The sequence below is a fragment of the Fictibacillus tiangongensis genome (genome assembly GCF_048083785.1).
Lineage (GTDB): Bacteria > Bacillota > Bacilli > Bacillales > Fictibacillaceae > Fictibacillus.
Window position 1 is genome coordinate 2,737,035 of the sequence record NZ_CP182294.1, and the last position, 13,249, is coordinate 2,750,283.

A 13,249-nucleotide genomic window follows, 5' to 3' on the forward strand; every position below is an offset into this window, starting at 1 on the left:
AAGTAAAACATTTTACATTTTTTAGAAATTACGCGCGTTCGGTTTGTTGAACCCATACATTTCAAAGAATTCATTTCTAAAATCAAGAAGTCTGTCTTCCATGATCGCTTGTCTTACTTGCTTCATTAAGTTTACCAAAAAATATAGGTTATGGTAACTTGTTAATCGGAAGCCGAATGTTTCGTTCGCTTTTACAAGGTGACGAATATAAGCTCTAGAGTAAGTTCGGCAAACATGACAGTCACACTTTTCATCGATCGGACGGAAATCTCTTGCATACTTCGCGTTACGGACCACTAGCCTTCCTTCACTTGTCATACACGTACCGTTTCTAGCGATACGCGTTGGCAATACACAGTCAAACATGTCGATTCCACGAATCGCTCCATCAATAAGTGAGTCAGGAGACCCTACGCCCATCAGATAACGCGGTTTGTTTTCTGGGAGGTGAGGCGTTGTAAAATCTAAGACACGATTCATCACATCTTTCGGTTCACCTACTGATAAGCCCCCGACTGCATAACCCGGGAAATCGAGCGATACAAGATCTCTCGCGCTCTGTTTTCTAAGCTCTTCGTATTCTCCACCTTGCACGATACCAAAAAGGGCTTGATCTTCAGGTCGAGCATGTCCTTTTAAGCAGCGTTCAGCCCAACGGCTTGTTCGTTCAACAGAAGCTTTCATATAATCATATTCTGCAGGATAAGGCGGACACTCATCAAACGCCATCATAATATCAGAACCTAGCGCGTTCTGAATCTCCATTGCACCCTCAGGGCTTAAGAAAAGCTTTTCACCGCTCAGATGATTTCTGAAGTGAACACCCTCTTCTTTGATCTCTCTCAGATCACTTAATGAGAAGACTTGAAAGCCGCCTGAATCTGTAAGAATCGGACGATCCCAGTTCATAAATTTATGAAGACCACCAGCTTCTTTTACGATATCATGACCAGGACGTAACCATAGGTGATACGTATTGCTCAGAATGATCTCTGCTCCAAGCTCTTTAAGTTCTTCAGGACTCATCGTTTTTACTGTTGCTAATGTTCCCACCGGCATGAAGATAGGTGTTTCAAATGTTCCGTGCGGAGTATGAACTTTCCCTAATCTTGCACCTGATTGTTTGCACGTTTTTATTAATTCATATGTTACTGCTGGTTTCATCTTAAATTATATCCCCCTTAAAGTATAAGCATCGCGTCACCGAAACTGAAAAAGCGATACTTTTCTTCAACGGCTTCATGATATGCTCTTAAAACGAAATCTTTTGAGGCTAATGCGCTCACCAACATGATTAATGTTGATTTTGGAAGATGGAAATTTGTAATCAATCCATCGATCGCCTTAAACGTATAACCAGGATAGATAAAGATATCTGTCCAACCAGAATCTTCTTTAAACTTGCCATCGAATTTATTTGCTACCGTTTCAAGTGTTCGTGTACTCGTTGTTCCAACAGTAATAATTCTTCCTCCAGCTTCTTTAACCCCATTTAACAGTTCCGCTGTTCCTTTTGTGACTTGATAAAATTCTGCATGCATGTCATGCTCCAGAACATTCTCTACACTAACAGGACGAAACGTGCCTAAACCGACGTGAAGAGTAATGAACGTTACATGTACACCTATAGCTTTAATCTCTTCGATCAATTCTGTCGTAAAATGCAGTCCCGCGGTTGGAGCAGCTGCAGAACCTTGATGTACAGCATAAACAGTCTGATAACGATCTTTTTCTTCTAACTGTTCTTTAATATATGGTGGAAGTGGCATCTGACCAAGGTCATCGAGAAGTTCATAGAAAATTCCCTCATAAATAAACTTTAGCTGTCTGCCTCCATGGTCACTCTCACCTGTACAAACTGCTTTTAAACGGCCGTCTCCAAATGAGATTTCCGTTCCAGGTTTTATTCTTTTTGCTGGCTTAACAAGGGTTTCCCAAGTGTCGTTGCCTTCTTCTTTTAAAAGAAGCACCTCTACTTTTCCACCTGTATCAGATTTTTGCCCGAAAAGTCTTGCCGGAAGAACACGTGTGTCATTTAAGACAAGACAGTCTCCTGCTTTTAAAAAATTTTTCAAATCATAAAAATGTTTATGTTCAATTGTTTCTTGTGATCTATCTAACACCATCAACCTTGAGGAAGTGCGGTTCTCAAGCGGTGTTTGCGCAATTAATTCCTCAGGTAGATGGAAATCAAAATCATTTACGTTCATGTAATGTATTCCTGCTTTCTATATAGCACTTTTCTAAGTAAACTTTGCTCGTCCCCATGACAGGTTGATTGGAACGTAGGGTGCAAGACTCCTGTGGGATCAGCGGGACAGTTCAAAAAGCGATAGTGGCTCGTTCAGCTCAACAAGCGAAAGGCGAACGGTCTAAGAAGGCGTTTGTTTGCCTTCATGACCGATTGACTTTTGACCTCGAGGAGCTAGCCACTGTAGCTAGACAGGTGAGTCTCCTAAAAGCTATGAGGCTCACCTCACACCCCGCGGAAAGCGAGCAACCCGAGTGGAAATCAACCACTTCAAGAGCAAAGTTGCAATAACTTTCTATTTAAATCGACCTATGATCATGAAGATCAAGGAAAGTACAACACTGATGATAATGGATGTCATGATTGGAAAATAAACGGTCGTGTTTCCTTTTTTCCAAACCATATCTCCAGGAAGTTTACCGATATACGTCCCTACTAATCCTATAATAATTAGGACGATTCCTGCAACGATTAACAGTTTGTTCAATCTGCGGAAGCCTCCAGTCCAAAGTATTGATAGGCCTGTTCTGTTACCATCCGTCCACGTGGAGTACGCTGTAAAAAGCCAATCTGAAGAAGATACGGCTCATAAACATCTTCAATCGTCATCGATTCTTCACCTATTGTAGCCGAAATGGTCTCTAGACCTACAGGACCGCCTTTATACGTGTGAATGATCCCTAGTAATAATTTATGGTCAATATGGTCTAAACCTAAACGGTCTACTTGCAGAAGTTCTAAAGCTTTCTGACAGATTGGCAAAGAAATCGTATCCTTGCCTTCAACCTGCACAAAATCTCTGACACGACGTAACAAACGGTTTGCGATCCTCGGTGTACCTCTTGATCTTCTCGCGATCTCTTCAGCAGATAAGTCATCTACTCTGACCCCAAAGACATCACCTGTTCGCCTTACGATCTCACCTAGCTCATCCGGCTTATAATATTCCAGCCTTGCAAGTACCCCGAAACGATCTCGGAGAGGAGCTGATAAAGAACCCGCTCTTGTGGTCGCGCCGATCAATGTGAAAGGAGGCAAGTCTAACCTCACAGATCTTGCAACCTCTCCTTTTCCGATCACGATATCTAAACAAAAGTCTTCCATTGCCGAATATAAAATCTCTTCTATGGCACGAGATAATCGGTGAATTTCATCGATGAACAGCACATCACCTGGTTCTAACGATGTTAGGATCGCTGCCAGGTCACCAGGCCGTTCAATAGCTGGTCCACTAGTTGTTCTCAAGTTAACTTCCATCTCGTTTGCAATGATCGATGCCAGCGTGGTCTTACCTAAACCAGGAGGTCCGTACAAAAGCACATGATCAAGAGGTTCGTTGCGAAGTTTTGCAGCTTTAATAAAAATCCGCAAATTATCCTTTACGGAGGTTTGTCCAATATACTCGTCTAATAGTTCAGGGCGCAGGCTTAACTCGATATTTGCTTCATCTCGACGTTCCTCTGAAGAAACAATTCTCTCTTCCATACATCCTCACGTCCTTATGAATTCATTAACTTCTTTAATGCCGCTTTAACATATTCGTTTGCTGACATCTTTTCTTTTTTCAGATCCGGAAGAATTCTTTGGATTTCTTTTCTGCCATAACCTAAGACAGCAAGAGCTTCAAGCGCTTCGTCAAGTTCATCACTCTCTGGTTCAACATCTGCGAAAAGTCCATCCATGAATTCTACATCAGCGAAGATTGAGATCTTACCTTTCAGATCTAAGATCATCTGACGTGCCGTCTTCTTTCCTACACCAGGAAATTTCGTTAGGAACTTTTCATCTTCCTGTTCGATCGCATTGACCACCTGCTCAGGCTGACCGAAGGCAACGATCGCTAATGCTCCCTTTGGACCGATTCCAGACACGTTCAATAATTTTAAGAACAAATCGCGTTCCTTTCTATTCTTAAAACCATAAAGTGCCAGTATATCCTCACGAACATATTGATACGTATATACCGTTTTTTGATCGTTTAATTTATAAATAAACGGATTTGGACATAAAATTTTATATCCGATTCCATTATTGTTAATAACAATATATTCTGCCGTTATGTAATCTACATTTCCAGAAATACTTTCAATCAAATTCTTCTCTCCCTAACGCTAAACACGAGCGTATGTTTCTATTGCTTATTGTATCATAGGCTCTCCCTTAATTCCTTATAAAAAGTGAATTTGATTACTTTGTGAACGTCCGTTGAAGACGTATTTTGTACACTTTCAGATGAAATTTAAATAAGAAACTCTTTTACATACTTTTAAAAAAGAAGGAGGTTTCATAAACAACAAAAAAAGAACTGATCAAAAGTTGAATTAACTTCTGACAGTTCTTTTTTATTCTAGCGGTTGTTTTCGAAAGGACGTTTTATCGCATTTCCAAGGTCACTGCCGGCATTTACGATATCGTTGCTGATTCCGCGAACATCTGATTCAACTTCCGTGTAAGCACGGCCATCTCGCAGATCGTTATCAACGTTCTCAATGCGGTCAACCATATCTCGATCAGCTACAATTTTCACATCACGATTTGGTGCCAATTTAGAAGTGATCTCTCTAACTTTTTTAGTTAGTTCCGTCCTCTTCTTATTATCCGTGTCTATTCCTACAATGACGTTGTTATCCTCAAGAATAACGTGAGCATCGTCTACACCCCGGATGTCATTGACATTTTTCGCAATACGTTCAGCAAGTTTACCATCATAGTCTTCATGGTAAGTTGCAGTATGATCATTTACATCTCGATCAGCCATATCAGTTATGAATCCATTACCGCGGTCAAGATCACCACGATTATCTCCCTCATTGGAGTAGTACCCAATCGGTCGAACATCGTTGTCATTCTTATCCTGTGATTCATTTACACCATTACAGCCTACAAGACCTACTGCTAGGATTGATACTGTAAGTGATTTCCCTAAAAAGTTCAATGGAAAAACCTCCTTTCACCATTAGCTTGGCAGAAGAAGGCTCTAATTAATCTGTTAAATGTAGGATGATTGTTAACTCATCCTCTTCATTATCTTTTCAACAAATTTTTTTCTGTGAGAAAAATCTCGCAACGTAAACCTTGTTACAGCTTCAATCATTTCCTTGTCACCCGTTTTAAGGGCCCTATTCCATTCTCGATAGAGGTCTGTAGGAAATACTAAGCAAATAACAAACCATTTTTTAGTAAAATATTTTAAGAAATCCTCATTACCAAACTCTTCCATCTTAGCGTAAGACCAATGCCAAAACGGTAAGATTCGATTTGCATACTGCAGCCAATCAAAGGCTTGAGGAACCGCTGCAAAAAGGTCAAAGTCAATCAGATACGTGTCTTTATCTTTATACTTCACAAAATTATGTGGAGCAACATCGCCATGTGTAATTTCTTTTTTCTTATATGCTTTTTTCTCCAGCGTTTTTACAGCTTCATGATCAAAATGACTTAAGCTCCAATCTCCCCACATTATGATTTCAGAAATTAAAGGTTGCATCTGATGATTCCAATTTGCAGATCGTGCATGAAATTTAAAGGCGTCCAATCTGTCACTCCATTTTTTAAACAAAGAATATGAAGACAATTGTTCATAGAGTGGTGCCGGTATATGTTTTGAGAAAGAATGAAAACGGCTGATCGCCTCAACTCCAGCTTTCACATCGTCCTTTTTGCCAAAATGAAGACCTTCTCCTTTATAAAACGGCATGATTGCCCAAATGTATTTTCCGAATTGAACGGTTTTTTTCTGATTCGGAAATGCGGTATAAGTGCCCATAATCCTAGGCTTTTGCCCATGATACAGTTTAGAGAGCTTCAATTGTTTGCTGCAAGTTTCGGATCGGTTGAACCCTTTTAAAACAAATTTTCCTTGTTTGGTTTTAATCCAGATAACGTTCTCTCGAAAAAAACCAAAGTCAAGCACATCAAGACCCATTTCATTCATCTTTTTTAAAAAAAGACGATCCCCTTGGAAATCGTCCCTTACGTCCCTATTCATCTTCTTCCGTTTCTTCCGTAAAATTCTCATCTATTTCACGAGATTGAGCTTGTGAATAAGGGTTAGGCATACCTTGTGGCATCTGTTGAGGCATCCCAGGCATTCCACCGCCCTGCGGCATCATACCCATCTGGCCCATTCCTGGCATTCCCGCACCTTGCGGCATCATACCCATCTGCGGCATTCCTGGCATTCCCGTGCCTTGTGGCATCATACCCATCTGACCCATTCCTGGCATTCCCGCGCCTTGCGGCATCATGCCCATCTGACCCATTCCTGGCATTCCCGCGCCTTGAGGCATCATAGCCATCTGCGGCATTCCCGGCATTCCACCACCTTGCGGCATCATACCCATCTGCGGCATTCCTGGCATTCCACCACCTTGTGGCATCATACCCATCTGACCCATTCCTGGCATTCCCGCGCCTTGCGGCATCATACCCATTCCCATTTGACCCATCTGTGGCATTCCACTAAATCCTTGTGGCATACCCATAGGCATCATGCCCATTGATCCTGGCTGTTGCATTCCCATTTGCATATCTTGCATTTGTTGACCGCCAGGTGTATATTCTCCGGAAGGCATTTGATCCATATCTGAATCAGGGTATTCTCCAAAAGGCATAGAACCTCCCTGCTGCATACTGCCTCCACCTTGTTGACCACCTTGAGGGTATCCGCCACCATAAAGTTGCGGCATTCCGCTGAACCCTTGTGGCGGCATCATTCCATAACCCTGTGGCATTTGGGAATAGGTTTGTGGTTTAGGAAACATTGGAGGCATAGAACCATACATGTTCTGCATCATTCCAGATGATTCTTCCATTAAAAATGGATGTTTATTTGGCGCGTAGCCGTCTTTTCCTGCATATATCCCGTGCTTGCTCGCCACATTTGGTTGGTTTGGCATATTAGGTTGGTTCGCCATATTTGGCTGGTTTGCCATATTTGGCATGTTCGCTATGTTTGGTTGATTTGCCATATTCGGCATGTTCGCTATGTTTGGTTGCTGATTTGGGTATCCCATCGGAACATAATGCCCTAGATTTGAGGACTCCACCATTCCAGCAAAATCTTTATCATGAATAGGTGCCATAGGCTGTTTCATCGGTGCTTTCATCGGTTGATCTTTTAGCATTGGAACATCTTTTTTCATTGGTGAATCTTTTTTCATAGGAACATCTTTTTTCATGGGAACATCTTTTTTCGACGGTGCATCCTTTTTCATCGGAGCATCTTTCTTTTCCATCTTTGTTGGTGCTGGTTTTAATGGGGCAGGCTTCATTGGTGCCGGCTTCATTGGTGCCGGCTTCATTTCTTGCTTTACCGGCGCTGGTTTCTTTGGAGCAGGCTTAACCGGCGCTGGCTTCGGAGTCTCTTGAACAGGTGCAATTGGTTTCGGTTTTTCTTTAACCGGAACAATAGGCTGTTCTTTCTTCATACCAGGCATCTTGATCGGGATTTTAACCTTTTCCCCCCGTTCAATTACATCTGTTTTTGAGAAACCTGGATTTGCTTTTCTTAATTCATTTACTGGTACATCGTATTTTTCAGCAATCTTATCGAGTGTGTCCCCTTTTTGCACAATGTGTATTCTCACGCTGCAAAACTCCCTCCTGCCAAATTTCCTTACAGTATATGAACATTTGGGCATATTGCTACATCGTATTAGAAGTGACATTATTCCTTTATCAATTTATGCCTCATAAAAGGAGGTTATGACAGGGGGAGAAACACTACATCATCCGGTTCAATGCTGTGATTGCATATTTTTTTGTTTCTTCATCTACTTTAATTACGTTTTCTACATTTCCGTCTATAACATTTTCAAGTGACCATAACAAGTGTGGCAGATCTATACGATTCATCGTAAGGCATGGACAGAGATTCGGATTTAATGAGACGATCTTCTTGTCACTGAACTGTTGAGCCAATCTGTTTACAAGATTCATCTCTGTTCCGACAGCCCAGCTTGTTCCTGGTTCTGCATGTTTGATCGTCTCAATAATAAAATGAGTAGATCCGTTCAAGTCACTAGCTCTTACAACCTCATGCGTACATTCTGGATGAACAATAATCTGAAACTCTGAATGATTCTCTCTAAAGTCTGCAATCTGATCTACGGTAAACTTCTCATGAACAGAACAATGCCCTTTCCATAGGATCACTTTAATTTGTTCGATATCCGTACCGTCATAGATCAATCGGTTTGAGATCGGATCCCAGATCGCCATATCTTCTAGTGCTATACCTAGATCAAATGCAGTATTTCTTCCTAAATGCTGATCGGGAAGAAAAAGCAATCTTTCTTTTTGATCGAAAGCCCAGCTTACCATCTTTTTAGCGTTTGAAGAAGTAACAGTAGCCCCGCCATTCTTCCCACAAAATGCTTTTATCTCAGCAGTTGAGTTTACATAAGTAAGTGGCAGGATCGTATCACCAAAGATTTTTTGAAGTTCGATCCAAGCTCTCTCTGTTTGATGAATATTCGCCATATCCGCCATCGAACAACCTGCTTTCAAATCTGGCAGTATAACTATCTGATTGTCAGTGCTCAACATGTCAGCTGTTTCAGCCATAAAATGGACACCACAGAAAACGATAAAGTCAGCATCTTTATTCTCTGCAGAAATTTTTGCAAGCTGAAGAGAGTCACCTGTAACATCTGCAAATTGAACGATTTCATCTTTTTGATAATGATGAGCCGGAAGGAACAAACGCGTTCCTAAGCTGCTTTTAATCTCGTGAACCCTAGCTTCCATTTCTTCAACTGACATGGTGCTATATCGATCTGGTAATACATTTGTTTTAGAAAACGTTTTTAATAACGTCATGTTTTACAACTCCTTTAACATTCATGCTAATATCTAGTGCTTTATAAGAGTGAGTCAAGTAACCGAGAGAAATGTAGTCAACGCCGGTTTCACTATACTTCTTAATCTCATCCAGTGTAATCCCGCCAGAGGCTTCCGTTATAATACTTGAAGGTACATGTGTAAGTCTTTGTTTAATCTCTTGTGGGCTGCAATTATCAAACATGATAATATCCGCTCCAGCTAAGACAGCTTCGATCACTTGTTCTTCCGTCTCTGTTTCTACTTCTATCTTTACGGTGTGTCCACACTTTTTACGCGCTGTTTCAACCGCTTCTCGAATAGAAGGAAATCCCGCTAAGTGATTATCCTTTAGCATCACGGTATCGTAGAGTCCAAACCGGTGATTGTATCCTCCTCCGCATCGGACCGCATACTTTTCAAGCATTCTTAATCCTGGTGTCGTCTTTCTGGTATCACAAATACGAGTTTCACCTTCACAACAAGAGACTGCTTTAGCTGTGATCGTCGCTATACCTGACAGACGTTGCAGAAGGTTTAGTATGACTCTTTCACCAGATAGAACACTCTGTCTTCTCCCCGTAATCTCAGCTAATGCTGTTCCTGCAGCAAACTTCTCTCCTTCGTTGACAAAGATACTCGTTTGTATGCTGCTATCAATCAATTCATATCCAATAGATAAAATTTGTCCACCTGCCATTACTCCATTTTCTTTCGCCATAATCGTTGCGGTGACTTCTGTATGATCTTCAAAAAGAGACGCTGACAAGTCTCCTGATCCAATATCTTCAATTAAAAATTCCTGCAGCTGTTTTTTCAGCAATAATGGATTCATCATGCCACAAACTCCTTATTATTTTTTTTGAGTTCCATTCATTGTTCTGAGAAGGAAAATCATTGCGATAATGACTTCCTCTGCTTTCTTCTCTCTTCAGGCAACTTGTTACTGTCAACCATGCGATGGTCTGCATGTTGAATCTCTTGATCACAGGGAGGGGTTCTTTGAGCAGTTCAGTTTTCCAAGATCGGAGGTCCAGAGTTTCTGCGGCATTCATCAACTCTTTTTTGCTTCTGACGATGCCCGCATATTTATCCATAAGACGTTGAATCTCTTCTTCTTGCAGAAGATTTCGTTGTTGAATGGATTTCTCATCGTTCGACATCTTTCTTTTTATAATGGCAGGCCGCGTTTCGGTTCCCTCTGATGAAAGAATACTTTTTGCTGCTTCTTTTGCAAAAACTGCTCCTTCAAGAAGAGAATTGCTAGCCAACCGATTTGCACCATGTACACCCGTATTCGCGCACTCTCCTATAGCATACAGCCCTCGCAACGAGGTCTTTCCGGTTTGATCTGTAACGATACCACCCATCGTAAAATGCGCACCAGGTGATACAGGTATCAGCCCTTTATTCAAATCGATACCAGCATTCTCGCAAAGCATCGTCACCCCAGGAAATTTACTTTTAAATTCTTTAATCGAAGAAATATCCAAGAAAACTTTCTCACCCTGAACGTGAATCTCTTGAAAGAGTCTCTTAGATACGATATCTCGCGGTGCAAGGTCTTTTAACGGATGAACATCCTTCATGAATGGAACACCACTCGAATTGACCAATATTCCACCCTGGCCACGAACAGCTTCGGTGATCAATCCTGCAGGAACTCTTCCTGATAAAAGGGTTGGATGGAATTGGACAAACTCCAAGTCCGAAAGTTCTACTCCGGCACGGTAAGCCATGCTTAGAACGCTCCCATCCGATCCATATGCATTTGAGTTCGTTCCATAGATCCCCGCATAACCTCCACCTGCCAATATTGTCTTTTCAGCTTGAAAGATCTTGGTCTGATTTTCGTCATCCTTACAATACACACCAATACACTTTTGATCTTGTATGATCAAGTCAACGGCATATTGATGGCTGACCATCTTAACCTTACTTCTTACTCGTCTAATTAAAGCTTCTATCACTTTTTTACCTGTTTGATCTCCTCCAGCATGAACAATACGGTTTCGATGGTGTCCGCCTTCTTTACCCAACATAATAGAACCGTTCTCATGTCTGTCAAAGCATACTCCCCATTCAGTAAGTGTACGAACGACACTTTCTCCTTCTTTCACAAGTTGTTTGACAGCCTCTTGATCATTATGATGGTGCCCCGCCTTGAGAGTATCTAAAAAATGCTCCGCCCAAGAGTCCTCTTTATCTATAGCTGCAGAAATTCCCCCTTGAGCCAAAAAAGAATTTGATTTCTCTGCAGAAAACTTTGTGATAACTATCACATTCTTATGCGAACTTAAATATTCAGCAGCCATCAATCCAGCGATTCCTCCGCCAATAATTAAAACATCTGCTTCAATATGTTTCATAAACACATAACACCTCAACTTTACACGTGTCTTGACACCTATATTTACATAGATTTAAACTAGATACAACAATTTTATTAAAACTGAGGTGGAAACCTTGATATATCTTGATTATGCAGCAACTTCACCATTGTCTGATTCAGCGCTTAACGCTTTCGTACAAACTTCAAAAACGTATTTCCAAAATACAGAGAGTCTTCACGAGGGTGGTCTGGCAGCTCGCGATTTATTGGAACATGCTCGGTGTTCTTTAGCTGACTTGTTAGGTAAAGAAAGTGAGGGAATCTATTTTACTGGCGGGGGATCTGATGGTAATTTTCTGGCTATTACTTCTTTAGCACATGGAGCAAACTATAAAGGAAAACACATTATCTCATCAAGTATCGAACACCCTTCTGTTGATTATGTTCTTAAATTCTTAGAGAAGAACGGGTATGAGATAACAAGAATACCCGTACAAAAAAATGGAAAGGTCTCAATCAATACCTTGCTGTCTTCTATTCGACCAGATACTGTTCTAGTCACCATTCAGCATGTGAACAGCGAAACGGGGATCGTTCAGAATATTAGAGAGATCGGTAAACTTTTAAAGGATCGTGGCGTTCTGTTTCATAGTGATTGTGTTCAATCATTCGGAAAATGGAATAAAAGTTATTTTCAATCTATGAATATTGATGCTTTTACTATGTCTGCACACAAGATAAACGGACCAAAAGGAACCGGTGCTGTATACATTTCACCTTCTGTTCATATAGCTCCTCTTCTAGCTGAGGTCACGCATGAACGGGGATTCCGAGCAGGTACCGTTGATCTCCCGTCAGTAACAGCTTTTGTAACAGCAGCAGAAGAGGCATTTCAACTACAGAATGAACACTATCAGCATGCTGTTGACATGCGAAAACTACTCATATCGTCTATACTTACAAATAAGAACATAGTCTTTGAAGGCTTTGATGACAGCTCTCCTTTCATCATTCCAATCCGGGCTAAAGGGATGGAAGGTCAGATCATGATGCAAGAGCTTAATCGATTAAAAATCGCTGTTTCAACAGGATCAGCATGCAAGAACGGACAGCAGGCACCTTCTAAAACCTTACTTGCACTTGGAAGAACTGAGAGTGAAGCTCATGAATTAGTCCGAATATCGACTAGTCATCAAACAACTTCTGAAGAAATTACTTTACTTGGCAAAGTACTTATTGAAATAACAAATAACTTCAGATCGGTTAGTGAGGTAATAACAAGATGAGTAACGAGAAATTAAAAGGTGATGATAGACGTTCGCAGCTCATAGAGTGGCTGATGAAAGCTGACAAGCCACTTAGTGGTTCTATTCTCGCCAGTAGAACGAATGTGAGCAGACAAGTTATCGTACAAGACATGTCACTTTTAAAAGCAAGCGGTGAGCCGATCATGGCAACAGCTCAAGGCTATATTTACCTGAAGAACGACTCAAACAAGAAATATTCGCGTGTGATTGCTGCCAATCATCCACCAGAAGAAACAACAAACGAACTCATAACAATCGTGGATTACGGAGTTACAGTCGAAGATGTGACCGTTGAACACCCTGTTTATGGAGATATAAAAGCTTCACTCAAACTCTCAACGCGTAAGGATGTTGAAGATTTGATCAAACGTCTAAGAGATACGAATGCCAGTCTTTTAAGTGAATTAACAGAGGGCATCCACATGCACACTCTCTCATCAGACTCTGAAGAGAAACTCGATAAAGTTTGTGGTGCTTTAAAGGAAAAAGGATTTTTATTATAAGGTAAAAAGAAATCCCCGGCTGTATAAGCCAGGG

General features: G+C 41.1%; 13 protein-coding genes. 2 read left to right on the forward strand and 11 right to left on the reverse strand.

Annotated features, from left to right (window positions below):
- Positions 1–21: 21 nt before the first annotated feature.
- The 11 genes from tgt to nadB all read right to left on the reverse strand — a co-directional run bounded on the left by tgt (position 22) and on the right by nadB (position 11,442).
- Positions 22–1,164, reverse strand: a complete 1,143-nt coding sequence (gene tgt / locus ACNJYY_RS14740; protein ID WP_144698836.1) for a tRNA guanosine(34) transglycosylase Tgt — start codon at positions 1,162–1,164, stop codon at positions 22–24.
- A gap of 17 nt (positions 1,165–1,181) precedes the next feature.
- Positions 1,182–2,210, reverse strand: coding sequence for a tRNA preQ1(34) S-adenosylmethionine ribosyltransferase-isomerase QueA (gene queA / locus ACNJYY_RS14745; protein WP_416729077.1), 1,029 nt, complete (start codon positions 2,208–2,210; stop codon positions 1,182–1,184).
- Between the two features lie 336 nt (positions 2,211–2,546).
- Positions 2,547–2,738, reverse strand: a complete 192-nt coding sequence (locus ACNJYY_RS14750; RefSeq protein ID WP_144698832.1) for a DUF2905 domain-containing protein — start codon at positions 2,736–2,738, stop codon at positions 2,547–2,549.
- Complete coding sequence (ruvB, locus tag ACNJYY_RS14755; protein WP_144698830.1) at positions 2,735–3,736, reverse strand: Holliday junction branch migration DNA helicase RuvB; 1,002 nt, start codon at positions 3,734–3,736, stop codon at positions 2,735–2,737. The genes ACNJYY_RS14750 and ruvB overlap by 4 nt, the downstream gene beginning before the upstream one ends.
- Before the next feature lie 14 nt (positions 3,737–3,750).
- The gene (ruvA, locus tag ACNJYY_RS14760) at positions 3,751–4,344 is read right to left on the reverse strand and encodes a Holliday junction branch migration protein RuvA (RefSeq protein ID WP_416729078.1); all 594 of its coding nucleotides are present in this window, start codon (positions 4,342–4,344) and stop codon (positions 3,751–3,753) included.
- Positions 4,345–4,598: 254 nt separating this feature from the next.
- Positions 4,599–5,186, reverse strand: a complete 588-nt coding sequence (locus tag ACNJYY_RS14765) for a YhcN/YlaJ family sporulation lipoprotein (protein ID WP_416729079.1) — start codon at positions 5,184–5,186, stop codon at positions 4,599–4,601.
- Positions 5,187–5,258: 72 nt separating this feature from the next.
- Positions 5,259–6,176 (reverse strand): hypothetical protein, encoded by a 918-nt coding sequence (locus tag ACNJYY_RS14770; RefSeq protein WP_416729080.1) that lies wholly within the window; start codon positions 6,174–6,176, stop codon positions 5,259–5,261.
- A 55-nt stretch (positions 6,177–6,231) separates the two neighbouring features.
- The gene (locus ACNJYY_RS14775) at positions 6,232–7,839 is read right to left on the reverse strand and encodes a LysM peptidoglycan-binding domain-containing protein (protein WP_416729081.1); all 1,608 of its coding nucleotides are present in this window, start codon (positions 7,837–7,839) and stop codon (positions 6,232–6,234) included.
- A 136-nt stretch (positions 7,840–7,975) separates the two neighbouring features.
- A complete protein-coding gene (gene nadA / locus ACNJYY_RS14780; RefSeq protein WP_416729082.1) occupies positions 7,976–9,073 on the reverse strand; it encodes a quinolinate synthase NadA in 1,098 nt (365 codons plus the stop codon).
- A complete protein-coding gene (gene nadC, locus ACNJYY_RS14785; protein ID WP_416731885.1) occupies positions 9,048–9,908 on the reverse strand; it encodes a carboxylating nicotinate-nucleotide diphosphorylase in 861 nt (286 codons plus the stop codon). The genes nadA and nadC overlap by 26 nt, the downstream gene beginning before the upstream one ends.
- Positions 9,862–11,442 (reverse strand): L-aspartate oxidase, encoded by a 1,581-nt coding sequence (gene nadB, locus ACNJYY_RS14790; RefSeq protein WP_416729083.1) that lies wholly within the window; start codon positions 11,440–11,442, stop codon positions 9,862–9,864. Before nadB ends, nadC begins: the two co-directional genes overlap by 47 nt.
- Before the next feature lie 97 nt (positions 11,443–11,539).
- Between nadB and ACNJYY_RS14795 the strand changes: the two genes are divergently transcribed.
- Together ACNJYY_RS14795 and ACNJYY_RS14800 are read left to right on the forward strand one after the other, a co-directional pair.
- Positions 11,540–12,691, forward strand: coding sequence for an IscS subfamily cysteine desulfurase (locus ACNJYY_RS14795; protein ID WP_416729084.1), 1,152 nt, complete (start codon positions 11,540–11,542; stop codon positions 12,689–12,691).
- Positions 12,688–13,215: a transcription repressor NadR gene (locus ACNJYY_RS14800; RefSeq protein WP_416729085.1), complete on the forward strand. Its 528-nt coding sequence runs from the start codon at positions 12,688–12,690 to the stop codon at positions 13,213–13,215. The genes ACNJYY_RS14795 and ACNJYY_RS14800 overlap by 4 nt, the downstream gene beginning before the upstream one ends.
- Positions 13,216–13,249 lie beyond the last annotated feature (34 nt).